General features: G+C 60.0%; 32 protein-coding genes, 2 tRNA genes and 1 pseudogene. 9 read left to right on the plus strand and 26 right to left on the minus strand.

Annotated elements, in window-relative coordinates; translation table 11 throughout:
- Window positions 1–38: 38 nt before the first annotated feature.
- From OKW20_RS04105 to OKW20_RS04140, 8 genes and pseudogenes are all read right to left on the minus strand, one after another.
- The gene (locus tag OKW20_RS04105) at window positions 39–260 is read right to left on the minus strand and encodes a hypothetical protein (RefSeq protein WP_429112346.1); all 222 of its coding nucleotides are present in this window, start codon (window positions 258–260) and stop codon (window positions 39–41) included.
- Window positions 261–505: 245 nt separating this feature from the next.
- A complete protein-coding gene (locus OKW20_RS04110) occupies window positions 506–1,276 on the minus strand; it encodes a flagellin (protein ID WP_429171141.1) in 771 nt (256 codons plus the stop codon).
- 597 nt (window positions 1,277–1,873) lie between these two features.
- Window positions 1,874–2,269: pseudogene (locus OKW20_RS04115) on the minus strand (flagellin); the annotation flags it as partial.
- A gap of 179 nt (window positions 2,270–2,448) precedes the next feature.
- Window positions 2,449–3,495, minus strand: a complete 1,047-nt coding sequence (locus OKW20_RS04120) for an acyltransferase family protein (protein WP_043613102.1) — start codon at window positions 3,493–3,495, stop codon at window positions 2,449–2,451.
- A 196-nt stretch (window positions 3,496–3,691) separates the two neighbouring features.
- The gene (locus OKW20_RS04125) at window positions 3,692–5,197 is read right to left on the minus strand and encodes a tripartite tricarboxylate transporter permease (protein WP_429170326.1); all 1,506 of its coding nucleotides are present in this window, start codon (window positions 5,195–5,197) and stop codon (window positions 3,692–3,694) included.
- A 1-nt stretch (window position 5,198) separates the two neighbouring features.
- Window positions 5,199–5,720 (minus strand): tripartite tricarboxylate transporter TctB family protein, encoded by a 522-nt coding sequence (locus tag OKW20_RS04130; RefSeq protein ID WP_429170329.1) that lies wholly within the window; start codon window positions 5,718–5,720, stop codon window positions 5,199–5,201.
- Between the two features lies 1 nt (window position 5,721).
- The gene (locus tag OKW20_RS04135; protein WP_429170331.1) at window positions 5,722–6,702 is read right to left on the minus strand and encodes a Bug family tripartite tricarboxylate transporter substrate binding protein; all 981 of its coding nucleotides are present in this window, start codon (window positions 6,700–6,702) and stop codon (window positions 5,722–5,724) included.
- 54 nt (window positions 6,703–6,756) lie between these two features.
- Complete coding sequence (locus OKW20_RS04140; RefSeq protein WP_429170333.1) at window positions 6,757–7,827, minus strand: 4-oxalomesaconate tautomerase; 1,071 nt, start codon at window positions 7,825–7,827, stop codon at window positions 6,757–6,759.
- A 98-nt stretch (window positions 7,828–7,925) separates the two neighbouring features.
- Between OKW20_RS04140 and OKW20_RS04145 the strand changes: the two genes are divergently transcribed.
- The 3 genes from OKW20_RS04145 to OKW20_RS04155 all read left to right on the plus strand — a co-directional run bounded on the left by OKW20_RS04145 (window position 7,926) and on the right by OKW20_RS04155 (window position 11,105).
- The gene (locus tag OKW20_RS04145) at window positions 7,926–8,834 is read left to right on the plus strand and encodes a LysR substrate-binding domain-containing protein (protein ID WP_429170335.1); all 909 of its coding nucleotides are present in this window, start codon (window positions 7,926–7,928) and stop codon (window positions 8,832–8,834) included.
- 316 nt (window positions 8,835–9,150) lie between these two features.
- Window positions 9,151–9,774 carry a restriction endonuclease subunit S gene (locus OKW20_RS04150; protein WP_429112326.1) on the plus strand — a complete coding sequence of 208 codons (624 nt, stop codon included), beginning with the start codon at window positions 9,151–9,153 and terminating at the stop codon, window positions 9,772–9,774.
- Between the two features lie 5 nt (window positions 9,775–9,779).
- On the plus strand, window positions 9,780–11,105 hold the full coding sequence (locus OKW20_RS04155; RefSeq protein WP_429170338.1) for an HsdM family class I SAM-dependent methyltransferase: 1,326 nt from the start codon (window positions 9,780–9,782) through the stop codon (window positions 11,103–11,105).
- 143 nt (window positions 11,106–11,248) lie between these two features.
- On the opposite strand, the gene OKW20_RS04160 is transcribed toward OKW20_RS04155, so the two are convergent.
- Window positions 11,249–11,324: transfer RNA gene (locus tag OKW20_RS04160), tRNA-Phe, on the minus strand.
- 144 nt (window positions 11,325–11,468) lie between these two features.
- Between OKW20_RS04160 and OKW20_RS04165 the strand changes: the two genes are divergently transcribed.
- Window positions 11,469–11,669 (plus strand): hypothetical protein, encoded by a 201-nt coding sequence (locus OKW20_RS04165; protein ID WP_429170340.1) that lies wholly within the window; start codon window positions 11,469–11,471, stop codon window positions 11,667–11,669.
- Here the strand turns inward: OKW20_RS04165 and yacG are convergent.
- The 9 genes from yacG to OKW20_RS04210 all read right to left on the minus strand — a co-directional run bounded on the left by yacG (window position 11,666) and on the right by OKW20_RS04210 (window position 17,803).
- Window positions 11,666–11,878 (minus strand): DNA gyrase inhibitor YacG, encoded by a 213-nt coding sequence (yacG, locus tag OKW20_RS04170; RefSeq protein WP_043613109.1) that lies wholly within the window; start codon window positions 11,876–11,878, stop codon window positions 11,666–11,668. The genes OKW20_RS04165 and yacG overlap by 4 nt on opposite strands.
- Window positions 11,879–11,882: 4 nt before the next feature.
- Window positions 11,883–12,503, minus strand: a complete 621-nt coding sequence (locus OKW20_RS04175; RefSeq protein WP_034797002.1) for a Maf-like protein — start codon at window positions 12,501–12,503, stop codon at window positions 11,883–11,885.
- Window positions 12,504–12,646: 143 nt separating this feature from the next.
- Window positions 12,647–12,865, minus strand: a complete 219-nt coding sequence (gene infA, locus OKW20_RS04180) for a translation initiation factor IF-1 (RefSeq protein ID WP_004435948.1) — start codon at window positions 12,863–12,865, stop codon at window positions 12,647–12,649.
- Window positions 12,866–13,134: 269 nt separating this feature from the next.
- Window positions 13,135–13,602, minus strand: coding sequence for a low molecular weight phosphatase family protein (locus OKW20_RS04185; protein ID WP_429112313.1), 468 nt, complete (start codon window positions 13,600–13,602; stop codon window positions 13,135–13,137).
- Between the two features lie 14 nt (window positions 13,603–13,616).
- Window positions 13,617–14,093 (minus strand): UPF0262 family protein, encoded by a 477-nt coding sequence (locus OKW20_RS04190; protein ID WP_192447884.1) that lies wholly within the window; start codon window positions 14,091–14,093, stop codon window positions 13,617–13,619.
- The gene (gene hisD, locus OKW20_RS04195) at window positions 14,090–15,394 is read right to left on the minus strand and encodes a histidinol dehydrogenase (RefSeq protein ID WP_429170344.1); all 1,305 of its coding nucleotides are present in this window, start codon (window positions 15,392–15,394) and stop codon (window positions 14,090–14,092) included. The genes OKW20_RS04190 and hisD overlap by 4 nt, the downstream gene beginning before the upstream one ends.
- Before the next feature lie 55 nt (window positions 15,395–15,449).
- Window positions 15,450–15,890 carry a DUF2948 family protein gene (locus tag OKW20_RS04200; RefSeq protein WP_043613197.1) on the minus strand — a complete coding sequence of 147 codons (441 nt, stop codon included), beginning with the start codon at window positions 15,888–15,890 and terminating at the stop codon, window positions 15,450–15,452.
- Window positions 15,891–15,996: 106 nt separating this feature from the next.
- Window positions 15,997–17,289, minus strand: coding sequence for a UDP-N-acetylglucosamine 1-carboxyvinyltransferase (murA, locus tag OKW20_RS04205; protein WP_429170345.1), 1,293 nt, complete (start codon window positions 17,287–17,289; stop codon window positions 15,997–15,999).
- A gap of 262 nt (window positions 17,290–17,551) precedes the next feature.
- The gene (locus OKW20_RS04210; protein ID WP_210335871.1) at window positions 17,552–17,803 is read right to left on the minus strand and encodes a hypothetical protein; all 252 of its coding nucleotides are present in this window, start codon (window positions 17,801–17,803) and stop codon (window positions 17,552–17,554) included.
- A 151-nt stretch (window positions 17,804–17,954) separates the two neighbouring features.
- Here OKW20_RS04210 and OKW20_RS04215 point away from each other — a divergent pair.
- From OKW20_RS04215 to OKW20_RS04230, 4 genes are all read left to right on the plus strand, one after another.
- Window positions 17,955–18,029, plus strand: a tRNA-Thr gene (locus tag OKW20_RS04215).
- A 319-nt stretch (window positions 18,030–18,348) separates the two neighbouring features.
- Window positions 18,349–18,576: a hypothetical protein gene (locus OKW20_RS04220; RefSeq protein ID WP_429170348.1), complete on the plus strand. Its 228-nt coding sequence runs from the start codon at window positions 18,349–18,351 to the stop codon at window positions 18,574–18,576.
- Entirely contained in the window at window positions 18,573–18,743 is a 171-nt protein-coding gene (locus OKW20_RS04225; RefSeq protein ID WP_429170350.1) for a hypothetical protein, read from the plus strand. Before OKW20_RS04220 ends, OKW20_RS04225 begins: the two co-directional genes overlap by 4 nt.
- A gap of 494 nt (window positions 18,744–19,237) precedes the next feature.
- Entirely contained in the window at window positions 19,238–19,744 is a 507-nt protein-coding gene (locus OKW20_RS04230) for a thermonuclease family protein (protein WP_429170352.1), read from the plus strand.
- Window positions 19,745–20,083: 339 nt separating this feature from the next.
- Here the strand turns inward: OKW20_RS04230 and OKW20_RS04235 are convergent, their stop codons facing one another.
- The 3 genes from OKW20_RS04235 to OKW20_RS04245 all read right to left on the minus strand — a co-directional run bounded on the left by OKW20_RS04235 (window position 20,084) and on the right by OKW20_RS04245 (window position 22,526).
- Window positions 20,084–21,793 carry an AAA family ATPase gene (locus tag OKW20_RS04235; RefSeq protein WP_429170354.1) on the minus strand — a complete coding sequence of 570 codons (1,710 nt, stop codon included), beginning with the start codon at window positions 21,791–21,793 and terminating at the stop codon, window positions 20,084–20,086.
- Between the two features lie 77 nt (window positions 21,794–21,870).
- Entirely contained in the window at window positions 21,871–22,260 is a 390-nt protein-coding gene (locus tag OKW20_RS04240; protein WP_429170357.1) for a hypothetical protein, read from the minus strand.
- A gap of 17 nt (window positions 22,261–22,277) precedes the next feature.
- Window positions 22,278–22,526: a hypothetical protein gene (locus OKW20_RS04245; RefSeq protein WP_429170360.1), complete on the minus strand. Its 249-nt coding sequence runs from the start codon at window positions 22,524–22,526 to the stop codon at window positions 22,278–22,280.
- A 364-nt stretch (window positions 22,527–22,890) separates the two neighbouring features.
- On the opposite strand from OKW20_RS04245, the gene OKW20_RS04250 reads away from it, so the two are divergent.
- Window positions 22,891–23,316 carry a hypothetical protein gene (locus OKW20_RS04250; protein WP_429170362.1) on the plus strand — a complete coding sequence of 142 codons (426 nt, stop codon included), beginning with the start codon at window positions 22,891–22,893 and terminating at the stop codon, window positions 23,314–23,316.
- A 171-nt stretch (window positions 23,317–23,487) separates the two neighbouring features.
- Here the strand turns inward: OKW20_RS04250 and OKW20_RS04255 are convergent, their stop codons facing one another.
- The 5 genes from OKW20_RS04255 to OKW20_RS04275 form a co-directional block, all read right to left on the minus strand.
- Window positions 23,488–23,832 (minus strand): hypothetical protein, encoded by a 345-nt coding sequence (locus OKW20_RS04255; RefSeq protein ID WP_429170364.1) that lies wholly within the window; start codon window positions 23,830–23,832, stop codon window positions 23,488–23,490.
- A 4-nt stretch (window positions 23,833–23,836) separates the two neighbouring features.
- Complete coding sequence (locus OKW20_RS04260) at window positions 23,837–24,076, minus strand: hypothetical protein (RefSeq protein ID WP_429170366.1); 240 nt, start codon at window positions 24,074–24,076, stop codon at window positions 23,837–23,839.
- A complete protein-coding gene (locus OKW20_RS04265; protein ID WP_429170368.1) occupies window positions 23,961–24,197 on the minus strand; it encodes a hypothetical protein in 237 nt (78 codons plus the stop codon). Before OKW20_RS04265 ends, OKW20_RS04260 begins: the two co-directional genes overlap by 116 nt.
- Window positions 24,197–25,165, minus strand: a complete 969-nt coding sequence (locus OKW20_RS04270) for a peptidoglycan-binding protein (RefSeq protein ID WP_429170370.1) — start codon at window positions 25,163–25,165, stop codon at window positions 24,197–24,199. The genes OKW20_RS04265 and OKW20_RS04270 overlap by 1 nt, the downstream gene beginning before the upstream one ends.
- A gap of 415 nt (window positions 25,166–25,580) precedes the next feature.
- Window positions 25,581–26,360 (minus strand): class I SAM-dependent methyltransferase, encoded by a 780-nt coding sequence (locus OKW20_RS04275; protein ID WP_429170372.1) that lies wholly within the window; start codon window positions 26,358–26,360, stop codon window positions 25,581–25,583.
- Window positions 26,361–26,370 lie beyond the last annotated feature (10 nt).

The following is a 26,370-nucleotide window of genomic DNA, read 5'->3' on the forward strand; positions in this document are numbered from 1 at the left end:
AGAGGCCGCTTGGCCACGCACGCCCCAGGGATACCGCACTACTTGCGCATGATGCCCTTGTAGTAGGCGCCGTTGCGCGGCGGCGGGCGGTTCACGACCTTGGCCTCAGGATTGTACTTCTCGCTCTTGTGGCCTTCGTTGATGGGCGTTGTCGATACGCCCTTGTAGTAGCTTCCGCCGGCAAATGCCGGAGCGACGCCGCCCGCGGCGACCGTCGCAGTCACCAAAGCTGCCAGAGAGAGTGTCGCAAGTTTACGCATGTCTGATCCTCGTTGACCCGGCCACGCCCCCGTTTTTTTTCCCGGATGTCGTGGCCTAAATTGTGCGGCGACGAACTGCGCCGCTCAGGTCCTCCCGGGCGCCAGAATAGGCAGAAGCTGCGACACGCCTGTAACGCAGGTGACAGCCGGTGGGTCTCGCCTGCGCTAGGCTTCGGGGTCAGTCGAAGCCAAGGTCCGGACAAAGGACCGCGCAATCCCCTCCCAATCGACCGCTGCTTCTTTCCTCAACGGAAAAGCTGCAGAATGTTCTGCGCGTCGGAATTGGCGATCTGCAGAGCCTGGATGCCGAGTTGTTCCTGCGACTGCAGGGCTTTCAATCGTGTCGACGTCTCGTTCATGTCGGCATCCACCAGACGCCCGACACCCTTGTCGATCGTCGCCATCAGCGTTTGCGCGAAGCTCGACTGCATGTCGATGCGGGACAACAACGAACCGAGTGCTGCGGCACCGTCGATGGTCCGCTGCATGACGATTTCTATGTATTGCAGATAGGAATCGACCGATTGCGGGTTTGCGGCGATATCGACATCAAGAAAGTTTCTGCGGGCGATCGGCTCGATGTTCACCTCGATATTGGTGAAGCCGATACCGGTCCCGGCACCGGATTTCCGATCGAAGGCCGGATCGGACTTTATCAGGATGCCGCCTGAGCCATTGTTCTGAATGATGGTGTTGGGCCGGGTGATGAGCGACTGAAGCACCGTCACCATCTCGTCCACCGTCTCGATCTTGCCGGTATCCTTGCCCAGCAGCGCGTTCACCTGGTTGCGGTCGAAGGAATGGGTGCTGGGCGCCTCGCCGTTCACCGAAAAATTGAAGGACACGACGACGTCCTTGTAGACCTCGAACTGCTCGAAGGTCAGCGTCATTTCCGATCCGCGCTCGCCGAAGTCCGAGTTTTCGACGAGACCCGCTCCGCCGCCGCTCGACGTGTTGACGACCAGGTTGGCGACCTCGACATAGGAGCCGTCGAGGGCGGAATTCTGCTGTGTCATAAAGCCGATCTGGTTGATGATGGGGGCGTAAGGCTCGTAGGGGTATCTGTAGGTCTTGACCGTGGCGCCGGTCCCGGCCTGCTTGACCGCATGGTCGAGCACCGCTGCATACTGCGTGTAGTCGGATATTACGCCATTGGCGGCTGCACCGAGCACCGTATCGACGGTCGCGCGGTCGACGGTGACCGGCGTTGTCTTTCCGGGGTGTAGCGGCGGCGACAGGCCCTGGGAGCCGCTGTCCTTGTCGACGATGACATCAAAGGTGATCTTGTCGCCGGCGTTCGAAAAGCTGAGCGGCCCCGTGAACTGGAACACGAATTCGCCGGCCTGGCCGATCCGATTGTTGTAGTTGCTGTTGGTCGTATAGCCGTCGACGTCGACCGACGTTATGAAACGGATCCCGCCGATGGTCCTCAGATCCCGCGTATCGGCCTGCAGGATGCCGCCGCCGGTGCTGTTGAACAGCGAGGAGTCCCGCAGGAAAAAGTCGGCCGTGTTCAGCGACACGCCGTTGCGGGCGTCTCGCGAAAACGAGGAGGCGACGGAGGTGCGATTCAGGTCGCTGTCATAGATGTCGGAGACGCTGGTTCTCAGCCAGTTCTGCCCGCTGAAGCTCGCCGAATCCACGATGCTCAGGATCTGCTGCTTGAGCTGGTCGAGCTCCTTTTGAAGCTTGCCCTTGTCGACGCCGGGCTCCCTCGCCGTCACCAGCCTGGCCTTGAACTCGCTGAGAATACCGGTAACGGCATCCATCGCCGCATAGGCCGTCTCGACCTTGGCCGCTCCGAGCCCGAGCGCGTCCTGAACCGCGGACACGGCCTTGGCGTCCGAGCGCATGGTTGTCGAAATCGACCAATAGGCGGCGTTGTCCGCCGCCGTCTGAATTCTGAGGCCGGAGTTCAGTTGCCCGCGTACTTCGGCCATGCCGGAATTGATCGTACGCAGAGTCTGGAGCGCAGAAATCGCCCCAGCGTTCGTGAGAATGCTGACCATATTAGTGACATCTTAAAATTGAAAAATGCCCTTCATGGGCCGCTGTGATTGTGGCGATACAACCAAATACGTGGTTAACGCGGACTTAAGAAACCCGCCTCGACGTGCAAATATTGCGTCGGCGCTTCCGGTCGTTGGCAAAAATTGCGGCCCTGCCCCGGCCCGGCCCATAGCCGGGGTCAGGCACGCTCGGCCGCCAGCGGCACCGGCTGGGTTACCGGGAACAGGGCTTTCAGGGCATCGAAGTGCTTTTCCACCAGATGCCAGGAAATCGTCGCGACGATCACGGTGATGGTGCTCATGACGAGGAATGTCATCGGCCCTGCCTTGTAGAGCGCTGGCCACTGCTCCGCGACCAGCCACCAGAGCGCCATATGGTACACATAGGTGGCGTAGCTGACCCGGCTGAGGAAGCGCGTGACGGGGTTTGCAAGCAGATAGGCCGACACGCCCTTGTATCCGATGTAGGAACTCAGAACGATCGACGACAGCGCGTAGATGCAAAGCAACTTGTAGGTTTCCGAGTGGCCGAACTTGATACCGACGAAGAGCGGCGACGCGATGATGGCGACCGATACGAGGTTGTTGAGCTTGCTCGTCAGCACCGCCCGCACGTCGACATTGTCCTTGACCAGCGCGAGGATGGCCCCGGCCGCCACGGGGTCGAAGGCAAGAACGATGTTTGACCAGGCGAGAAGCCCGAGCTCGTCGCTATAGGTCCGCGCGATCACCGACATCGTGAAGATGAGGACATAGGCCACGAATATGTGCCGCCGGCTCAGGAAGATGATGATCAGCGGAGCGGTCAGGTAGAACTGCTCGACGATGTTGAGGCTCCAGAGATGTGCGGCAACCCAGGGCTCCCAGTCCTGGGTGATGGCGAAATACAGGCTCGACATCTGAAACGTGTGCCACACCAGGCTGTTGCGTATGCCATCCATGTTGAACAACGCCGCCACGAACAGCATCAGGAACAGGGCCGGAAGCAGGCGGAGCGATCGGCGAATGTAGAAGTTGGTGACGTTGATCGTTGCCTGGGTGTCTTTTGCCGACAGCAGGATCACCCCGATCAGAAAGCCGCTGATGATGAAGAAGAGTGAAACTCGAACCGATTCAAGTGTGGGATGCTCGTTCCAGTAATGGACGTACAATACCCCCGTCATGGCGATCACGCGAAGCCCGTCAATTTGCTCCCGCCTGTCGCCGCGCGCTCCCGTCGCAGCCATTCCTTTGTCCCCGCAGGATATAATACTTAAATTATTTCTACTTAAGAATATCCTTGGAGATTACGCCGCTTCCGCGCACTTGTGAAGAGGAGCGATGTTCTTGATCGACCAGAGACGATACCTCTTCCGCCGACCCGAAAACAAGAAAGCCACGGGCGCGGCACGCCCGTGGCCTTTATCAAGGTTCAAAGCAGCCTTAGGCTTCCTTGAAGACCTCGTCGCGGTTTCGCCGCATCGACGGCGAGATGGCGACCACGAGCGCCATGACGGCGATCGCAAGCAGAATGGCCGACAGTGGCGATTGCAGGAACGTCAGCGGGCTGCCGCCGGAGATGATCAGTGACTGGCGCAGCTTCTCCTCGAGCAAACGGCCGAGCACGAAGCCGAGCGCCAACGGCGCAGGCTCGAATTCGAGCTTGTAGAGGGCGTAGCCGATGATCCCTAACAGGGCGGCCATCATCACCTGGGCGGCATCGTTGGCGATCGAATAGAGGCCGATGCAGCAGAAGCAGACGATCGCCGGAAACAGCAGGCGATAGGGAACGCGCAGCAGCTTCACCCAGAGCCCTATCAGCGGCAGGTTGATGATGACCAGCATGAGGTTGCCGATCCACATCGAGGCGATGAGCCCCCAGAACAGTTCCGGATTGCGCTCGATCACCTGGGGTCCGGGCACGATGCCCTGGATCATCATCGCGCCGACCATCAGCGCCATCACCGCGTTTGGCGGCAGTCCGACGGTGAGAAGCGGGATGAAGGAGGTCTGCGCGCCGGCATTGTTGGCGCTTTCCGGGCCGGCGACAGCCGCCGGTGCGCCATGGCCGAAGTCCTGCGGCCGCTTCGACATGCGCTTTTCCACGGCGTAGCTGGCAAAGGGGCCGAGGATCGCGCCGTTGCCCGGGAGAACGCCAAGGACAGAGCCGAGGAAGGTGCCGCGCAGGATCGGCGGGAAGTTTTCCTTCAGTTCCTTCAGCGTCGGCCACAGGCGGCCGATGCGGCTGCGCACGACATCGCGGGATTCCGGATCGGCAAGGTTCTTGAAGATCTCGCCAAAGCCGAAGATGCCCATGGCCAGCACGACGAATTCGATGCCGTCCTGGAGCATTTCAAGGCCGAAGGTCATGCGCTCGCGGCCCGTCTCCATGTCGGCGCCGACGCAGGAGAGCAGCACGCCGACGAGGATCATCGACACCGCCTTCAGAAGCGAACCGTGCGCCAGCACGACGGCGAAGACGAGACCCATGATCATCAGCGAGAAATACTCGGTCGGACCGAAGAGAAGGCCCATGCGCGTCATCGGAACGCCGAGGGCGGCAATCACGATGGTGGCAACCGTGCCGGCAAAGAAGGAACCGATCGCCGCCAGGCCGAGCGCAAGCCCCGCCTGGCCCTTCTGTGCCATCTTGTGACCGTCGATGGCGGTGACGACCGCGGTCGCTTCACCGGGAATGTTGACGAGGATCGCCGTGGTCGAGCCGCCGTACTGGGCGCCGTAATAGATGCCGGCGAGCATGATCAGCGAGCCCGTGGGATCGAGCGACAGGGTGACCGGCAGCAGGATCGCGATGGTGGCGACCGGGCCGACGCCCGGCAACACGCCCACCAGCGTGCCGATGAGACAGCCGATAAAGCAGAGCGCGATGTTCTGCAGGGTGAACGCCACGGTCATGCCGAGGCCGAGGTTGATAAAGACGTCCAGCATCTCAGTATCCTAGAAGCCAGGGCGCGACGGGAACCGAAAGCCCGAGCGCATAGCGAAAGAGGCCGATGCAGAAGGCTGTTAGCACGGCGGCAAAGACGAGAAGTTCGCCAAGGCGCGCATCGCGCGCGGCAAGGCCGGAAGCGACGACCGCCAGCGGGCAGGCAATCGAAAGGCCGAGACTGGGAATGGTAACCGGACCGAGATGATAGCCACGCACCGTAACGGCAAAGAGAACGACGCCGAGGATGACGGGGATCGTCTCGCGGATCGCCCAGCGGCCGGTCGACGGCCCCGGATCCTTTCGGCTCAGCACCAGTTGCAGGAGCCCGAGCCCCAGGATGACGATGGACAGCACCCGCGGCATCAGCCCCGAGCCGACGCCTTCCGAGGTCATGAAGGGCAAATCCGAGCCGGCCCAGAGGCCAAGCCCGCCGAAGCCAACCAGCACGATGCCGGCAAGCCTCTCCCGGCCGAGCCCTCCCGCAGAGGGCTCGGTTTCAGTGTTCGTGGACGTGGCCTGCATCTTACTCGACCTTGATGTCGGCGGCTTTCACCACGTCGCCCCAGCGCGCGCGCTCCTTGGCCATGAACTCGGCAAAGGCCTGGGGGCCCATGGAGGACGGCACGGCACCGTCGTTCTTCAGCTTGTCGAGCACGTCCGCATCGCTGAGCGTCTCGGTCGTCGCCGCTTCGAGCTTCGACTTCACGTCCGCCGGCATGCCCTTCGGCCCGACGAGGCCATACCAGGCAGAGGCAGTGTAACCCGGGACACCGGCTTCAATGGCGGTCGGCACATCCGGCAGGCTCGCAAAGCGCTTGTCGCCGGTGACGGCGAGCGCCTTCAGCGTGCCGCTTTCGATCAGCCCGATCGCCGAGGGAATGGTGGTGACCATGAAGTCGATATGGCCGCCGACGAGGTCGTTCACCGCCGGGCCAGCACCCTTGTAGGGAACGTGCCTGACCTTGATGCCGGCGGTCTGGCCGAGCAGCAGGGCGCCGAGATGGCTGGCCGAGGCATTGCCGGCCGAACCATAGACCAGCTCTCCGGACTTGGCCACCTCGACGAGCTCGCCGAGCGTCTTGACCTTGAGCGACGGTCCGACAACGACGACGAGGGACGCATCGGCGATCATCGCGATCGGATCGAGGTCCGTGCCCGGATCGGCCTTCAGCTTGAAGATATGCGGGTTGACGACCATCGGGCCCTGATTGCCGATCAGCAGGGTGTAGCCGTCGGGATCAGCCGCAGCGGCAACTTCAGTGCCGAGGTTGGCGGCAGCACCCGGGCGGTTTTCGACGATGACGCGACCGCCGAGCGCCTTTTCAAGCCGGGCGGCAAAGACACGGGCGATGGCATCCGTACCGCCGCCGGCGGCATAGGAAACCACCAGCGTGATCGGCTTGGACGGATAGGCATCCTGCGCCATCACAGGGGCTGCGACCGACATGGTCATGGCAACCCCGCACAGGGCAAGGGCGACGCGACGGGTAAATTTCATGGGCATTTTGTTCTCCTCCCAGTTCGTTAATGCATTCGCGACACGTTGCTCGGCAAGACCCTAAGCGTCTTTGCGAACAAGAGCCGCACCTTCAAACAGCCGACGTGTGGTGCGCATGACAGACACCGTCGGGCTATTGTCTCCCATGGCCTTCTCGACCCTCACCCGGAGCTCGCCGGTCGGGTGCTCGAAGGCGAGCGTCGCCGGCAGCGAGAGCTCCGGAAACCGCTGCCCCACCAGACTCGTCGGGATTGTTGCCGCCAGGCCGAGGCTCACCGCCCCGGTCGTTGCAAGCGCCGTGTGGCAATTGGCGGGCGTGAAATAGCGCACAGCCAGATCGCCGCCGTTTTCGGGCGCACCGATCAGCACCGGCTTCGGCAGAACCGACTGGCTGACGTCCCCCATCCCCATCAGCCTTCCGGCCTCCCGCCGGATTTGCTCGAGCCGGACCATGAAATCCGCATCGGCGTCGAAAACCGCAGCCGGCTCCGAGCAGGTGTAGCCCATATCCTCGGCGGTGAGGATCACCACCGGCGTGGCGCCATCCAGCAGGGTCACTTCGAGGCCGAGAATGACATCGGTCGCCTTGCCGCTCGGCAAGAGCCGGCCGGTCTTGGCGCCGATCGCGTCGCGAAAGGCCAGATAGACAGGGGCGGCCTTGCCCGGGACGCCGTCGATGGCGGCCTCGCCCTGATAGGCGATCGCGCCGCCGGGCGTCTGGACGCGGGCGTCGATGATCTTGCCGGTGTTGACGTTGTGCACCTTGATGACCGTTTCGTCGCCGGTCGGCAACACCAGGCCGGCCTCGATGGCGAAGGGACCGACGGCCGAGAGCATGTTGCCGCAGTTCGGCGCCGTATCGACGCTGCGCTCCAGCACCTTCACTTGGGCAAAGAGATAATCGACATCGGCTTCCGGACGGCTCGACGGGCCGACAATCGCGACCTTGCTCGTCAGCGAGTTGCCGCCACCGATGCCATCGATCTGCAGCGGGTGGCCCGACCCCATGATTTCAAGCAGCATGCGGTCGCGCTCGACCGGATCAGCCGGAAGATCGCGAGACAGAAAAAACGGTCCCTTCGACGTTCCGCCGCGCATCATCACGCAGGGTATCCTGATCAAGTCATCCATTCCGCATGCTCCTTCGCACCGGCCGCAACCGGCTGATCGGAGGGATCTCACGGATCAAATCTGTTGTGAAATGCAAAGAATGACGTAATTATTCCGATATGCGCAATAATTTCGAATTCCTCGACCTCAAGGCTTTTCTCGCCGTCCTCGACCTCGGCTCGTTCAACGAAGCTGCCCGTCAGCTCAATCTTTCACAACCTGCGCTTTCACGGCGGATCAAGGGTTTTGAAGCCTCCGTCGGCGCGCAGCTGATCGAACGCACGACCCGGCACGTGGCGCCGACGCAGGTCGGGCGCGAGCTTCTGCCGCTGGTGCGGCGACTGGTGGACGAATTCGAGGAATCGATCCTCTCGATCAGCGATCTCGGCGGGCGACACCGCGCCCAGGTCACAATCGCCTCGGTCCCGACCGCGGCCTTCTACTTTCTCCCCAGGGTTGTGCAGTCCTTCAACGACAAGTTCCCGGGCATCCGCTTCCGCATCCTCGATCTCTCGGCCAATGAAGGGCTCGATGCGGTCGCCAACGGCGAAGTGGAATTCGGCATCAACATAACAGGTGCTGCGCGCCCCGATCTCAGCTTCACGCCACTCGTCGACGACCCCTTCGTGCTCGCCTGCCGCCGCGACCATCCGCTTGCGACGTCGAAACAACTGACCTGGGCGGATCTGACCGGCCACCCGCTGATCGGGGTGAGCAAGACCAGTGGCAACCGCGCCGTGCTCGACCGGGCGCTGACAACGGCGCAGGTGCAGCTCAACTGGTTCTATGAGGTCAACCACCTCTCGACCTCGCTCGGCCTCGTCGAGGCGGGCCTCGGCATCTCGGTGATGCCGCGGCTGGCAACACCCCAGGTCGAACACCCGGTCATCGCCACCGTGCCGCTCACCGCCCCCACCGTCAGCCGCACGATCGGCCTGGTGGAGCGCCGCGGCGGCAGGCTATCGCCGGCGGCGATCAGGTTTCGCGAGATGCTGGTGCAGGAGTGGACGTTTTTGCGGCGACCGTAGAGCCTGGCGCTGCGTATTCGGAGCCTTGAACCTTCAAGCTACGGCGCCAAATGCGGCTCAGAGGTGACTGTGTTCTTTTCAAACGTGAGTCGAGTTGCGCTAATCTCGACGCGATAGTTAGCCGACGCCGCGATAGCAACAATCGCGACAGCGCCTAGGACAAGCGCGATGCGGTTGATGTCAATTGCCTTCAAGCCTGCCTCCATACGCACCCGCGCCCTCCGCAAAGGTAGAGGGCATGCTTTATGGCTTGAAGATAACCGCCCGCTGCTGTAATTTCAATAGAAGTAGGAAAAATACTCCATAGCGAGCCGTGATGACACCATTCGATGAAACTGGAACAGTTCGCCAATTCCGTGAACTCACTGAGTCCATGTTTATGGGTCTTAACTTGAGTAAATTCGCGACCGACGAGACGGGCACAACGCAAACTCCGGTGATCCACGTCAAGGACCTAAATAATGGCGTCCTCGCAGACCGGGACAAATTAGGTAATTTTAGGATTCCAAAAAATAAGTTAGGGCGGCAAGAGCTGAGGCACGGCGATGTACTCGTAAGCGCGCGAGGAACACTCTTGAAGTGTGCAGTAGTCGGACCAACGCACGTGGGATCCGTCGCAAGCGCTAACTTCATAATTGTTCGAACAGGGAAATCACCACTTGTGAAGCCGGAACTGCTATGTGCATTTCTACGCCAAGCCGAAACACAGGCACTTCTACTCAGCAGAGTATCAAACACAGCCCAGCCGGCGCTAACAATCAGCGATCTCGAAAGCCTGTCGCTCGCCGTTCCGCCCCTAGACAAACAGCAAGCGTTGGTTCGCCTAGTTCGTGCAGCGGATGAGCTTTTCCAGATAGCTGTCACGCTCGCCGAACTTCGGCGCGACGAAGCGCTGTCTATCTTGGCTGACCATATGCATATCGCAAATGCGCAGGAATGAAGAGGATGTCGACCTTGGATAGACTTTTCAAAGAGATGCAAGATCTAGGCCGCGTCTCAGGGCACCGGGATCCAAATACTCCTCTCGCACTTTTGGGTCTGCTTTTCTTTGACCAGCGACTTGGTATCGATTCCGGCAAATGCGAGCTATCGACTTCCGATGACATCTTAAGGCTTGCCAGAGACGTCGAATTCAGCATGGGCTGGAATGAACGCCCTTTTAGCCGATACCTGCTATCTCACATACAAGCCTTCAGCCCAGCAATTGTCGCAAAATGGCTCTCCCTTGCGGAAGGAATTAGCCTCGACGCCGAGTTCAAGAATTGGTTCCCAAACCAATTCGAAAATCTAACGCTATCGACCTTCCAAGAGACGCCACCATCGGTGGCCCATCTGATAACCTCACTATTTGAAGGGCGAGACGTCCGCGTACTAGACCCGGCTTGCGGTACTGGTACCCTGTTATCCGCTGCCTTGAAACGGTTCGGCGCTGAGCACTCCAGCTTGATCGGAAAAGAGGGCAACGGATACTCATATTCCTGGGCAACCATCAGATTAGCGGCCCAAGGCGCCGGAAACGCAACAATTGAACTAGAACAAGTCCTCCGTCCCAGAAATCATCCGCTCAATGTAGAGAAGCAAGGCTTCGACATCATACTTACGAACCCACCGTTCGGTGTTCAGATGCAGGTGGCGGATCTGCCTCCGCTGATCCGCCAATCAGAACTCTTATCCGGAAAGCCTCTTTCAGGACGAGAGTCCGCCCGAGTGGCCAGCGAATCCGCTTATGTCGCAATGGCATACGAGAGCCTTTCCTCGAAAGGAACAGCAGCGCTCATCGTCCCCAACGGCTTTCTCACTAGAGGGGGGGCTGATCGGCGAATCAGAGAAGCGCTGATCGAACGAGAAGCTGTAAGCGCTGTTATCGGATTGCCACCTCGGCTTTTTGCCCCGATAACAGCCATTGAGACCTCAATTTTGGTATTGGCTAAGCCAAGTGGGCCCAACGCTCATCCGAGCACACTTTTCATTGACGCACGCGAATCGGGATATCGCAAAGGCGCGAAAGCGGTTTTGAATGAAACAACAGTCGATCACATTATAGACGTCTACAAAGCGCGTCGGTCGGAACGCGAGTTCAGTAGGGTTGTTTCTACCTCTGAATTGCTCACTGCAAATTCCTCACTCGCGCCCGCCATTTATTTTGAACACGTCGCTATTGAAAAGGTCGGCGCCCTCGACCGGCGATCCAAAATTGGCGAGTTGGAAAGCCAGTACACGTCACTTCGTGCGGAGTACGAGCAAATAGTACTTCAGCTAAAACGCGGCTGACGAAATGCCATCCGCGCCTCGCGATCGTTGAAGGCGAAAAGTTCCGTTAACTTTTGGGAGTGCGTCGAATTCGATGAACGCTACGGCGTCATACGCAGTGGCGTTTGGTCTGGTCTAATGCAATGGCTGGCAACCCATAGAAATGGTGCCCGGAGGCGGATTTGAACCACCGACACGCGGATTTTCAATCCGCTGCTCTACCAACTGAGCTATCCGGGCATCCTGCCGTTTCGGGCATTGGCTCCTTTCGGAACCATCGGGGCGCTTGTGTGTGCCCCGGGAACGAGCGGGGTTATAGCATCTTGTTCGGCGGTGTCCAGCGCCAAATGAAAGTTTTTTGACCGAAATCCTGTGGACAATTGAATGACCGAAAAAGCCAGGAGTTTCAGAGAGATCGCATCCTCTCCCTCGTCCATTTTTCGTGGAAAGCGATCGTTGCAAGCTGAAAAAGATGATCGTGCGCACGCGGTGGCGCGCGAGGATCTTCAAGGCGTCGTCCGTGGCAAAGAGGATGTGGCGAAGGAAAGCCGGACCGGCGGGTCCGGCCGTAGCGGCACGCCTTAGCGGTCGTCGCCGTCGTCAGCCTTCGCCTCGTCGTCGGCGACCGGAATAGCGTAGGAGCCGGAGAGCCAGCGGTTGAGATCGACGTTGCGGCAGCGATCGGAGCAGAAGGGGTAGTGTTCGCGGTGCGACGGCCGGCCACATTCCGGGCACGGGCGCGGCGCGCGCAGGGGCGCGACGTTCGAACCGCTTTTCTTCGTTTCGTCGGTCACTCGTTCAGCCTTCCAGCCAACGATTGTGCACGTCGTAGCCTTCGCCGACAAGCAGGCTGACGGTTTCGTAGAGCGGCAGGCCGACGACGTTGCTGTAGGAGCCGACGAGCTTGACGACGAAGCTGCCGGCGATGCCCTGGATGCCGTAGCCGCCCGCCTTGCCGCGCCATTGGCCCGACGCAAGGTAGCTCTCGATATCGAAGCCGGACAGACGCTTGAAGCGCACCTTGGTGTCGACGACCTTCTGGCGCACGGTCTTGTCCGGAGTGATCAGGCAGACGCCGGTATAGACGCGATGGCTGCGGCCGGAAAGAAGATGCAGCGCGCTCGAGGCCTCGCTGACAAGTTCCGGCTTCGGCAGGATGCGGCGGCCAACACAGACGACCGTATCGGCCGCCAGGATGTAGCTTCCGTCCCAGCCGGCCTCGCCCTTCACCGCAGCAAGCGCCGCCCGCGCCTTTTCGGCCGACAGGCGCCGTGCGAGCGAACGCGGATGTTCGGCACGCTTCGGCGTCTCATCGAGATCCATCGGCATCAGGCGCGCGGGCTCGATGCCGGCCTGCGCCAGAAGCTCGACGCGACGCGGCGAACCGGACGCAAGTATCAGTTTCTTGGCCACTGTCATCGGAACGAGCCGTCACTCCAGAGCAATTCCAGCAAAATGCGATAGGCGGTTTACGGAATTGCAATCCAACCAAAGGTTAGAGCGTTTTCGCGATTCGAAGAAGAAGCGGAAATGCTCCAGGAATTGCTAAGAGCCGGAGCGGCTTACTTGAAGCGGTAGGTGATACGACCCTTGGTAAGGTCGTACGGGGTCATTTCAACGAGAACCTTATCGCCGGCAAGCACGCGAATGCGGTTCTTGCGCATACGGCCAGCCGTGTGAGCGATAATCTCATGCTCGTTTTCGAGCTTCACGCGGAAGGTCGCATTCGGAAGCAATTCGGTGACCACGCCCGGAAATTCAAGGACTTCTTCTTTCGCCATGTAGGACTGTTCTTTCTATCTTTGTTTAGGGAACCGTCAGGTATCCCGAAAAATTCGCCGGAAACTACACAATCGACGAGGATTTGTGAACCATCTAAGACCGGCTTTTGCGCTTTTGTGACGGGCTACTGTGCCGCGCGTCGGATCAGAAGCGCGAAGCCGCTATAGCACTTCGTACCGCTCCATGTCTCTAGTCTTAAATCGATCGGGATTTAAGCGGGCATGGAAACGTCTTGGGCTGGAAACCGCCGCGGATTGTCGGCAAAGCCTCAGACGTCTTCCGAATTCTTCGAACCGACCAACCGATGGTTGATCAGCGTCGACAGGTGATCGCGCACGGCGCGATAGGCATCGACGATCTGCTCGCGCGTGCCGGCGGCCACCGTCGGATCCGGCGTCGGCCAGTAGACCACGTCGACGGCCATGGACCGTGTCAATTCAAGCGCCTTGTGATGGGCTTCCGGCGCCAGCGTGACGATAAGGTCGAAGTAGTCGTCCTCCAATTCGTCCAAGGTATGTGGCTGATGGCGACCGAGGCTCAGGCCCACTTCTGCCATGACCACGTCGACGAAGGGATCACGCTCACCATGCCGCACGCCCGCTGAGGCCACATAGGTTCCGGCCGGCAGCGCCGCCTTGGCGAGTGCTTCGGCCATCGGCGAGCGGATGGCGTTCATGCCGCACATGAAGAGGACCGAGCGGGGCATTTTCAAGCGCTGAGCCTCGGTTCCCGCCATGCCGGTCGCCGCCCTCACCCGCGCCAGTAGAGCACGCAGACGAGCGTGAACAGGCGGCGGGCGGTGTCGAAATCCAGCCGGATCTTGCCGGAGAGGCGATCCATCAGCGTCTGCGAACCTTCGTTATGGATGCCACGACGCCCCATGTCGATCGCCTCGATCTGGCTCGGCGTCGCCGAGCGGATCGCTTCGTAGTAGCTCTCGCAGATCATGAAGTAGTCCTTCACGATCCGGCGGAACGGCGTCAGCGACAGGATATGGGTGGCGACATCGTCGCCTTTCTCGGTCGAAATCGCGAAGACCAGCTTCGCATCGACGAGCGAGAGATTGAGCTTGTAGGGGCCGCCGGGATGGCCGGCCGGCTCGAACAGGTTTTCTTCGAGCAAATCGAAGATCGCAACCGCGCGCTCATGCTCCACGTCAGGGGTCGAGCGGCCGATGGTCTCGTCCAGAACGACATCGCAGAGACGCTGGTTGCGGTCCGCCTTCATCCAGCATCACCGAGATTGAGGCGAATGGCGACTGAGCGCGCATGGGCCTCAAGGCCTTCGGATTTGGCAAGAACGATCGCCGCCGGCCCGAGGATCCGCAACTGTTCGGCGTCAAGCCGCAGGATCGAGGTGCGCTTCATATAATCGAGCACGCCGAGGCCGGAGGAGAAGCGCGCCGAGCGGGCGGTCGGCAGCACGTGGTTCGACCCGCCGACATAGTCGCCGATGACCTCGGGCGTATGGCGGCCAACGAAAATCGCGCCGGCATTGCGGATCTTGGCGACCATCGGGCCCGGGTCGGTAAGCGCCAGCTCGAGATGCTCGGCGGCAATACGGTTCGCGAGCGGCACGGCCTCTGCAAGATCGGGCACGAGGATGACGGCGCCGAAATCGCGCCAGCTTGCCGACGCCGTTTCGGCGCGCGGCAGCGTCTTCAATTGCCGCTCGACCGCGTTCTCGACCGCCTGGCCGAATTCCGCATCGTCGGTGATCAGGATCGACTGGGCGCCGACATCGTGCTCGGCCTGGGCGAGCAAATCAGCGGCGATCCAGTCCGGATCGTTGTGCTTGTCGGCAATGACCAGCACTTCGGAGGGGCCGGCGATCATGTCGATACCGACCGTGCCGAAAACCTGGCGCTTGGCCGCAGCCACATAGGCATTGCCTGGGCCGACGATCTTGGCGACCGGCGCAATCGTCTCGGTGCCATAGGCAAGGGCGGCTACGGCCTGCGCGCCGCCGATGCGATAGATTTCCTCGACGCCGGCAAGCCGTGCCGCAGCCAATACTGCCGGATTGATCGCACCGCCCATTGCCGGCACCACCATGACAATGCGGGGAACGCCCGCCACTTTCGCCGGCAGCGCGTTCATCAGCACCGAGCTCGGATAGCTGGCTGTGCCGCCTGGCACATAGAGGCCGACGGCATCGACCGCCGTCCAGCGCGAGCCGAGGCCGACGCCCATGGCGTCTTCGTAGATATCGTCCTTCGGACGCTGGCGCGCGTGGTGCGCCTCGATACGGGTGGCGGCGACCTTAAGCGCGCCGAGAACCTCCGGCTCGACCGCCTGGATCGCCGCATCGATCTCGGCGGCGCTGACCGCCATCGGCGTCGTCTGGAAATCGACGCCATCGAAACGCTTGGAGTATTCGGCAAGCGCCGCATCGCCGTGCAGCCGTACGTCGTCGATGATCGCCTTGACCACCGCATTGACGTCCTCGGACACCTCACGCTTGGTCGTCAGGAATGACGCGAACTTTTGTTCGAAGTCACCGTCGAGAAAATTGAGCCTGATTGCCAAAGGGGACGTCCTCGTATGCCAGTGTCACATGCCAATGTGGGCGGATCGATCAGCGTCAAGCGCCTTCGGGGTGCTTGGGCTTGAAAGCGGTTTCCCACGCCCCGCCGGTATCCGCAAGCTGCGTTTCGATGCATTCGACGTCAAGCGCGATCGAGGCGTCGCCAGCCAGAACCAGCTCGAGCGTGCCTTCCGGCCCCTCGCCCTCCACCGTGAACTTCAGCGTCAGCAGATCGAGCACCGCTTCGCCATCACGCCGGTCGAAGCCGACGGAGCGGACCGCATTCACCCGCTTGAAGAGGAGAAGCGCCCGCCGGCGCTCGAAGGAGCGGCGCTTGCCATCGGCCGTTTCCCAGACGAAGCGGTTGACGATGAGCGAAAACTGCTTGCGGCGCGCGTCGTATTCCAGGCCCGAAACCTTGAACACGGCATCCTGGACGTGGGCGGAGACGACAGCGAGATCCTCCTCGTCGAGCGCCAGCAGCTTCAATCCGGTCATGCCATCCATTCCTTTCGTTTCGCCGCACATCTTGCCGTGCCACAATTGAAATGGACATAGGATGTTGCGCCTGAAACCGCAACGGTATCAGGCGCAACCGAAGAAATCAGTCGCTGACGCGCTCCACGTGCGCGCCGCAACGGGTGAGCTTCTCTTCGAGCCGTTCGAAGCCGCGGTCGAGGTGGTAGACGCGCGAGACCATGGTTTCGCCTTCGGCGGCAAGGCCGGCGATGACGAGCGAGACGGAGGCGCGAAGGTCGGTCGCCATAACTGGCGCACCCTTCAGGCGGCTGACGCCCTCGATCTTGGCCGTCTGGCCCGAGAGCGAGATCTTGGCGCCGAGACGTGCGAGCTCCTGCACGTGCATGAAGCGGTTCTCGAAGATCGTCTCGGTGATGTGCGAGGTGCCCTTCGCCATCGTCATCAGACCCATGAACTGCGCCTGCAGGTCGGTCGGGAAGCCCGGGAAGGGATCGGTGACGATATCCACCGGCTTGATGCCGGCGCCATTGCGCACGATGCGAATGCCGCTGTTGGTCTCGGTGATCTCGGCGCCAGCGCGGCGGATCGCTTCGAGAGCCGTGTCGAGCAGGGCCATGTCGGTGTCTTCGAGGATGACGTCGCCGCCGGTCATGGCAACGGCCATGGCATAGGTGCCGGTCTCGATGCGATCCGGCAGGACGCGGTGGCGCGCGCCGGAGAGCGAGCGCACGCCCTCGATGGTGATCGTCGAGGTGCCCTGGCCGGTGATCTTGGCGCCCATGGCGTTGAGGCAGTTGGCAAGGTCGACGACTTCAGGCTCGCGCGCGGCGTTGCCGAGCACCGTGGTGCCGTTGGCAAGGGTCGCTGCCATCATCAGCACGTGAGTGGCGCCGACCGACACTTTCGGGAAGGTGTAGCGCGCGCCGATCAGGCCGCCGGCGGGCGCCGTCGCGTTGACGTAGCCGCCATCGATCTCGATGTTGGCGGAAAGCGCCTTGAGGCCCTCGATGAAAAGATCAACCGGACGCGTGCCGATGGCGCAGCCGCCCGGCAGCGAAACCCGCGCCTTGCCTTCACGGGCAAGCAGCGGGCCGATCACCCAGAAGCTCGCACGCATCTTCGAGACCAGCTCGTAAGGGGCGGTCGTATCGACGATGTTGCGGCAGGTGAAGTGGATGGTGCGGGCGTAGCTCTCGCCCTGGCGTTCGCGGCGGCCGTTGACGGAGATATCCGCGCCATGATTGCCGAGGATGCGGATCAGCTGCTCGACGTCGGCCAGGTGCGGCACGTTTTCGAGCGTCAGCGTGTCGTCGGTCAGAAGCGACGCAATCATCAGCGGCAGGGCCGCATTCTTGGCGCCCGAAATCGGGATGACGCCATTGAGCTTGTTGCCGCCTACAATCCTGATGCGATCCATGAGGCCTCTCGAACGGGCTTGGCCCGCCTTTCCAAAATAATCCGATGTTGTCTGAAGGCGCCTCTTTAGTGGAGACGCCGCGAAATTAGAAGTACCTTGAACGCCGCGCATCCATTCAGACGCCTGGCGCTGTAATATTTAGGTCGTTGCACAGCTTTCCCCCGCGATCGGTCCCGATTTACGGACCTGTGCATTCGAACGGCCGATGGCCATGCCGCCGGCAAATTGAAAACGAAGCGGCTGATACCGCTTCCTGCCCGTACTAATCTTGGGATTCGTCCGTTTTTGCGGCAGGAAGACCGCTGACTTCATCAGCAGCGCCGGATCGGCGCGCCCGCATCTGCTGCTTGCGGCGCATGAGGTTGTCGCGCAAGTTCCTGGCAAGACGCGCCTTTTTCAGGTCCGCCTCGGTCGTATCCTTTATCTTTTTCTGGCGCACCTTGCCGTCCGCCTGCCGCTCGTCAGGCGTGGACACGGCCTTGCCGCTTTCTTCGTCGTCTGTTTGCATGCCCATGCCATAGCGCAAAACCAGGGTCTTCGGAAGCGCCAGCGACTTTTCTCACAGCTCTTCACGAAAAACTTCGAAAACCTGCTTGCACTCCCCGCTCAGCTATGGCAATAGCCCCCTCGCTTGATGCGGCTGACACACGAACCGGCCGCCAGATGCTGCTATAGCTCAGGGGTAGAGCACTCCCTTGGTAAGGGAGAGGCCGAGAGTTCAAATCTCTCTAGCAGCACCAGTTTTCTCTCAAGAAATCAATACGTTAAGGCGAGTGCGCCAGTTCGCGTTTCTGCATGAAACGACATGAATGCACAGAACAAAGCATGAATTGCACACCCGAGGGCGTGCAAAATCCGTGCACAGTGTTCCAAGCGCTCTGACACGGTATGGTCATTCGCAAGCCAAAGCCTTCCCCAGTTCATTGATCGCCTCCCTATTTCTCGTCGTTGACTCCCAACGGCAATGAGAACATTATAAGAACATTCCACGGCGATGCGGCCGCCAACCCGAAAACCGACGAATGAAAAACTCCGGTGCCAACTGGAGAAGGAGAAGCTATGTCCGCCCCCCAATTGCAAATCGAGCTCGAGGACGACAGCCAGCCCATAGATGAGGCCGCGGCCGCCGTTGCTTGGCACGCGGGCGACAAGGACGCCACGATCCGTACACTGCTGGACGACTGCCGGCACCTGCGCGCGCAACTTGCCCTGGCCGAAGGCTCGATGAGCATAGGCTTTGCCCGCGGCTGGCGGCCGAGCCTTGGGCGACGAGTGGACGAAGCATGAGCGACGAACTGGGCGCCTCGAAGAGATCAGCCGATGGTCCTTGGGTTCACCTCTGCGAGCATCCTGGCTGCAAGAAGTGGGGAGGCTTCGGCTACGCCACCGGGAAGGCAGCGCCGAACTGGTATTGTTTCGAGCATCGCCCAGAATGGAAGAAGGTCAATGCCTAGAGGTGACGCCTGGTGGCTGTCTGAACTCGTCTTCAAGGTGCAGATCGAGTGCGAATGCGGGCTCAAGAAGCAGTACGACGCAAAAGCGCTTTTCGATCGCATCGGCGACCAGTCGATGCCGGGACTTCTGCCCCGGCTCGCCCGCGCGAACGGGTGCACGAAAACAGAAAACCAATTCCGTGATCGCTGCAGGCTACACTACGCCCACACCTTACCCACGGAACCACTAGCCTCCCGACGGCCCCGGCCGGCAATAGCGCGGCGCCGGCCGGGAGACCTGAGGAAATCACCTTCGCCAATCTTCCGGAGTGGTATGACCTGTTCTGCCAGTGCAAACGCTGCGGGCGCGTGCGCCGGATAGACCGGCACGAACTCGCTCAACGTTTCGGCAAAACTCAGTCGATCATGGCACTGGAACGGCGCATGCGCTGCAGGACGTGCAGGAACAACGACGGCAATGCGATCAAAGTCGGGAAATTGAAGCGGTGAGAAGAATGCAAAGCAAATGGATGGCAGCGGTAGCCGGCGGGCTGTTAGCCGCATCCATAGCCAGCGCCGACAGCTCGATCGTCGGCCGCGCATCAGTCATCGATGGCGACACACTCGAAATCAACGGCGAGCGGATTCGACTTCACGGCGTGGATGCGCCGGAGAGCTGGCAGCGCTGTGCGGACGGCGACGGTGCCACATACCGATGCGGGCGCGAGGCCGGCGAGGCCCTCGACCGGTTTCTCTCAGCCTCAAGACCAGCCCGATGCACGTTCGTCGAGCGCGATCGGTATGGGCGCATGGTCGGCGTGTGCTTTCGCGCCGACGGCGCCAACGTCAATAACTGGCTCGTTGCCAATGGATACGCGGTCGATTGGCCGCGCTACAGCGATGGTGCCTACGCTGATGCCCAGGCGAGCGCACGCGAACGGAAATTCGGCATATGGCGAGGGGAGTTTCTGGAGCCCTGCCGAGCTCGGGCGATCCGGAACAAGCAATCTCCATCGTGCTGACTGCGCACCCGGTTGGTAGAGCGCCGCTTTATTGGTTGGCTAGGAACGATTTCAAGTTCCGAGCGTTTACCCTTCGTCCTGATCGCCTCTCTCTCCGATCGGCATCAGGAACAAGCTTCACAACTGTCCCCATGTGATGCGTTGTATTAAGTGCGCCCCGGCCTCGTCGCGCCCACGACGAGGCCAATTATTTATCCCCCCATGGGGCGCAGCCGGGAGAAGCGATCTGGCTTCAAATCGAAGAAGAGGCGCGCCGACGCGGGTGGACGGACGCGACCACGCATTAATTCGCGTAGTCCGTCCGACCGCCGCCGAGCCACGCGTCCGTGTGGAGTCTCATCAGGCCAAAACGTCCTCTAGTATCTGCATCAATGGCTCGAACGCTGCAAAGCTCTCCGCTGTCAAAGTGTTGGTGAGCCGGGCGAAATCCATCTTGTCTCGATTTCGGATCTGCGGGATTCGACCGCCCCCCGCGACAACGATGTCGGCCCGCATTGCGGCAGGCAAATTGACGTCTTCGAACAACGACTCGATCGGCATTAATGATCGAGGCCCTAGCGATCGACTAGCATCGGCGTTCCTGAAATTTGGAACGGGCAGCAAAACCGCCCATGCTGGCAGTTGGGGATGTTTCTTCGTAAGCCCTGCCGCCTCATCTCGACTAACTACTCCAGTCTTGTTCCAAACACCGTTCCATCGGTTGTAACCATCACCATCGAAATCGAACAGACCGACGAGCTTACGGGCGCCGAGCTTGCTGCTCAATTCGCTGTCGTTGAGAGTGTTCGTTAGGTTGTTAACGCCGAGAGCAGAACGAATTTCAAAGCGTATGGGGTGCTCCGGCCTCAATTTCCTCCAAGCCGTTGCGAGGATTATCGCATCGGACTCGCCTTCGGTCATAACAAGCGTCTGATGTTGCGTTGCCGCTATGAACCGCTCTAGGCTGAAGGCCTCAACCGCCCTCGACTCCACGGAGATTGGATATCTGGGCTCTGGAGAAACGGAGACGGTGCCAGTTGCTGCGTCCTTCTCCAAAACGATTATTTTAGCGCCAGGCGCACCGTGGACGATGAAGGGTGAATGAGTCGCAATGATAATCTGCGGATGGGTACCATCAGGCTGCTGGGTAATTTCACGGTAGAAGCTAACGATACGCGATTGCCACTCTGGATGAAGGCTCAGTTCCGGCTCGTCAATCATTATGATTGCATCGGTCAGCCGATCTCGATCTTTTAGCAAGTAGCCACCACGAAATGCTATTTGCTTTTCACCAGTACTCAATTGGTTAATAGTGCTGGTCCGCCCAAACTCGACGAACTCGACATACATGGAACCGCCCTCGCGCCGGATACCTTTGAAGCGCTTGTTTGGCCACATAGCTGCAAAGGCGGCGATAAAACGCCCCATCCTGCGATCCACGAATTCGTCCGGAATCGCCTTCCCCCTATTTTGCTGCGTCCACGTCAATACTTCCTCAGCATCCGCCGCCCGAACGTCGACTAATAGCTGTGACATTTGCTGGGCGATGTTTTCGCTTCTGCTACTCTTGTCGCCGTTTGCATCCAAAGACAGGGCCGTTACCGAGCCAGGAGCCCCAGATTTGTAGTCCACACCGGCCTCATTGAACATCGCGCGGAAGACCGCCTGTACAGGCATTTGGTACATTGCGATGCCGGTGTCGTACCCAGCCCCGTTCCGGTCTATTCCACTAATGCGAAAAGATTCGAACCAGTTTCCATTCACCATGGAGTTGTATGAAAGGAAAATCCTGTTTGCGAGGTCCGGGGCCCTGTTCTCGAAAGCGCCTGTGGCAATCAAACGCTGGCGCTCAACCTCGGATAACTCTAGTTCCAGGCGAATAATCCCGATCTGGTGCCCCAACTGGCCCTGCATGCACGCATGTATCGCTTCTAGAAGCGTAGATTTTCCGGACCCGTTTCCGCCCGCGATCACAACGACTTCAAAGGGGGTATCGTCATCAGCCAAAAAGGAGACGCTCAAGTTCCCAACGCCTGGATGCTCCTGCAACTCAACGCGCCTGACTTTCATCGAAAACCCCTGTCTTGAGAATCACTGGAAGAAGTCTAGGTTTGGTTTCGGCCCCCTTCAATCTTCTACTTCTCGTTTCACCTGCGCAGCTGCCCGCCCTCGACCCGCTGCAAAATCTCCTTGATCACCTTCAGGTCGCCGGCCTGCTGGCTCAACAGACCCTGAAGGTCTTTGATCGCGCCGGCCGTCGACGAAGACGTCTGCTCGGTCACCGTCAACCGGTAGGAAAGGTTGTCGATCTTCCGGACCTCACTTTCGAGCGATCGAAATCGCTCCTCGTTGCGGGCCTCGATCGCCTTGACCTCGACCAAGCGCTCTTTGTGCAAGAGTTCGTGCCCCGCCTTCCAGTTCTGAAGCTCCTCGATGTCCCTGCCCTTGTTAACCCAGATAGCCACGCCGCCGGCGCACATGCCGAAGAGGGTCATGAGCTGGATGATTATGTCGGCGCATCGCTCATAGGTTGCCATGTGGCCCTGCGAACAATTCACTTGGCCTGAATCGTCCGAATGCTAATCATATACGGGTTCGAATTCGGGAACTGAAAAGACCAATTAACGCAGGCCCGTACCTTGCCGACGTAGCCGAAATTGGCCTCTTCGAGGAGGGCGCAGCTAGCAACGATGTCCTGCTCGCGCAGCGGGGTAATCCGCAACTCCATGGTATTGAGGACAAGCGGGGCGAAAACAAGCGAACCAACCAGGAATACGGTAACGGCACTGCTGAACTTCTTCATATTGGTGTCTCCCAGGGCGACGCGTTTCAGACAATGCCACTATCGAGGTCACAAAAAGTGCGGCAACACGCATAACTTTTTGTGGAGGGAGAACCTTGCTGTGTCGAACGGAATGAACCTCGCCACAAAAAGTGGAGAAACTTTCGAAACCGCTTCGATGTGCTATCGTCCTCCTGTCATAAGATTCTGAAAGGACACAGAATGTTTAGCGCTCACAAAACAATCGCGGAAATTGTTGCGGTGACCTTGTTCGACAGAGTAACGGCCTTCGCTCGTTACTCAATCGCCGGGTTAGCGCGCAATACAGTGGCTATTGTAATGGACTGCAAGTGCAGTTCTGGCCACGCGCGAGGAGCTCTAAACAATGACCGCACTGACGGCCTTAAAAGAACTGTCTCAGGCATGGACCCAGGAATGTATACAGCTTCTTAGCTGTGAAAGTAGTAACATTCACAAAAAGCGGAAGGGCGCAGAAAAAGCACTAGTCCAACTTGAAATGGCCGCGTTCTTTATGATCGTCGCCCAGATGGACAAAGCTCTGAACGTGCCGGTCGACCGCAAGAGGATTGTGGAAGAGTGGATCGAAGGCGAATTGCTGCCTTATGGCAAGACGCCGGAAGATCTCCGCAAAAATCAGATCGCATACACGAACACCTGCAAGCGCGTTGCCAAGATGGTGGATACTCAGATCGAGCACTTGAGGGCGTACAGCCTGATCAAGAAAAATGCTGGCAATACTTACGCTTTGACGGACCGCGGCAAGGAGGTGTTCGGTAGGCTCGGAGGCTAAGATGGCCAATGTAAAAGCAACGTCTACATGGCATCGTGTGGGAGGGGCGACCCTCCCGCCGATCGCAGCGACGATATGCAAAATCCCTACCGGATTTATTGATAAAATTCTGAAGTGAACTGCATCTTCGCGTCCACTTTCAATTAAGTGGGCGCGAAGCAGTTTCGCAAGTCATCTCCCCTGAAGCCACTGGTAGGTCGCATAAAGCGTCGATGCGCCTGCGATAAGCCAGCCACCAATCCGCCAAAGCGTTCTACCGAGCAAGCCGGCACCCTCCGCCTTCTTCCGCATGTCCTGGTAGTCGGAAAGCGTTGGCGATGCCGATGCCACGGCCTTTTCTACCGCCTCGACGCGAGCGAGGATCGCACTCATTTCCCGGACCATATACAGGTTTAGGCCGTTGATCTCTTTCCAGAGATCACGCCGGCGCGCGTCGGCCTGCTCCTCCCTCCGCTCGATCAACGCACCTAGATCGCGAATCTGGTCGAGAATGATTTTGGTTTCCGCATCGACCATCCTTCTAGCGCCCTTCCCCGTGTCGCTTGCATTCCGCCTTCGTCCAGATCGCCGCGGCGCAGATGCCAACGGCAGTCCGGTCTATCTTTCGCTGATCTTCCGGCGTCGCCCCTCGCGCACCGATGAGATCAGTGCCGACCACGCGCCGCAGCCCGTCGACACTTGCTGGCGCCGAAGTCCCACATCCCTGGAGGGCAAAGGTCATAACGAAAGCGGACATCGTCCGCAGTGCGGCCAGCTTCATTGTTCTGCCTTTCGATTGAGGTCCTGACATCGTCGCCGCCCTGCCGGTAGAGCCAGGCGAGCGCGGCGGCGATGATCGCGAGAGCGGCCACGGCCGCGATGATCCGAGGCGTGGCGCACATCACGCCATCCTCTCGACCTGCTTCGCCACGGCCTTCCGATCGGCGTTCTTCCGCCAGTAGAGGATGGCGGCGATGATGCCGAGCGTGGCAATGAGGATCATCAGGTTCTGCCAGGGTATGCCCCCGATGGCGGTCAGGATCGAGGCGCCGCCGCCGCTGACGGCCGGGACGAGTACCTCTTTCGACTTCCACCACGGCGCATCGAGGCTTGGCGGCGTCACCGGAACGGGGACCGGCTTCTCTTCCGTGACCGGCGCCACCTTCACCTCCGGCCTGGCGGCTTCGCCCGGCGTGAGCGCCACTAGTGCCTTGTGCATCGCCGACCTGGTCTTCGGGCCGACGTCGCCGTCGACATCGAGGCGCTGGTCGGCCTGAAACTGGCGAACGTTGTCGGCTCGGTAGCCGAGGAGCACGAGCGAGATCCGCGCCAACCGGTCGAAGCGATCGGCAAGCCCGTTCTTTCCGCCATTGATCTTCTTCGTGATGGTTTCTGCGTCGCCCTCGTCGGCCCACCGGTTCAGCCCGCGCGTGTCCCAGTAAAACAAGGGCACAAGGCCTTCCCAAGGGTCGCTGTTCACCGCATCCGGATCCTTGACGAAGTCCGGGCAAGACAAACCAGCGGCGCGGCACCAATCGCGGAACTGGCGGTAGTTGTCCTTGCCGGTCAACTGCATGCCGGTGCGGCCGCGATAGACGTAGCCGTCGCCATCCTTCTCAGGAGTATTGCCCAGATCGGTTCGGGTGTCATAGCGCTGCTGCGCCGGCGTCGGTCCCCAGATCTCACGATCGTACCTGAAGTCGCCGCTTTCGTGCATCAGTTGCGCAAAGTACTGAGCGAGCCGGTGCGGCCGATCCATGCCGAACTTGCTCCCGTATTTGTCCAAGGCCATAAGCACGGACGCAAGGTTGCTCTCGTTGACAGACCCTTTCGCCGACGCACGAATTTGCTGCGAGGTGATTGCGCTCATCAGATTTACCTCTTGGTTAGGAAAACAGGCCACCATCCACGCACGGCATGAGGCCGGCTGGGGGAACATGATGGGCTACGATTGGAATGGCGCTCGCGGGCGCCGGATGAAGATCGCGCGATTTGGGACGGCCGTCGCGCTGGTGGCCCTGCTCACCTCAGTCGTGACCGAGGTGGTTACGCGAACCGTCTAAAGGGGAAAGCTGATGGATGCTTTTGGCGCGGTCGTAGCGATAGCGGGGTTGTTCTGGCTAACCAGGGAATCCTTGGCTGAAAGCGTCCTCCGCGACATGGATAAGGGGCGAAACCTGCCAGCCGAGCAAGTAGCCGCACGTGGCCGACTAATTGAATGGCTCGCGGCTCTTCCGACCTGGCCGGGAGCAGCGCTGATCGTCATCGGCGGTGTAATTATTTGGCTATAGGAGGTTGCTAGACGCCAAGAAGAAGCAGGCCGGTCCGGGTGGGAATGCCGGATTGTTCACGCCCATTTGGATGCCATCAAACCCAAGCTTGTCCAACACGAAGAGGATGTCCGGCAACTCCATCCAGTAGGAGAAGTCAGAGCTTCCCCCAGAGAAGGGCTGCCCCGGCTTTATCTCCAGATAAGACCGCCAATGTAGCGTGATGTCTCTGCCTTCGAGATGGACAATCACATTCCGTTCCTCATCGAAATGGCCAATCGAAGGATGATCAGGCGTCATCACCGAAGCATCGAAATACTGCGTCCAGAGGAACATCTTGCGCGAGAGCGTGGCCGCCTTTCGAAGAAAGGCGATCGGGTCAACCATATGGTAAAGGACGCCAGAGGCCCACAGGACATCGTATCCCTCACCGTCAGCAAGCTCGTGCTTGTTGAAATCTCCGTAGAGGAACGTCGCCCGCAAGTTGAACACATTCTTCATGATCAGGCATTTGAAAAAGTTATCCGCAGATCCCTCGATCGCGGTAACCTCTGCGCCCAATCGCTCCATTTCGCATGTGTTGTAGGCTTCGAATGGACCTAGCTCTAGTATCCTCTTCCCTGAGAAGCCCTTGATCGTTGGCCCGGCCCACGCGATGCGAGGGTCATTGAAGTGCTCGTGACTTCCGGCGCTCAATCCCAATTCATCTGGAAGTTTAACGGACCAGCCACCTCGAAAGATATCCAGAGCAGGTTGGTGGCCTGGTACATCCGGGGAAAACGTTGCCTTATTCATTCGCGCGTCC

This window comes from Ensifer sp. LBL (genome assembly GCF_050435225.1).
GTDB lineage: Bacteria > Pseudomonadota > Alphaproteobacteria > Rhizobiales > Rhizobiaceae > Ensifer.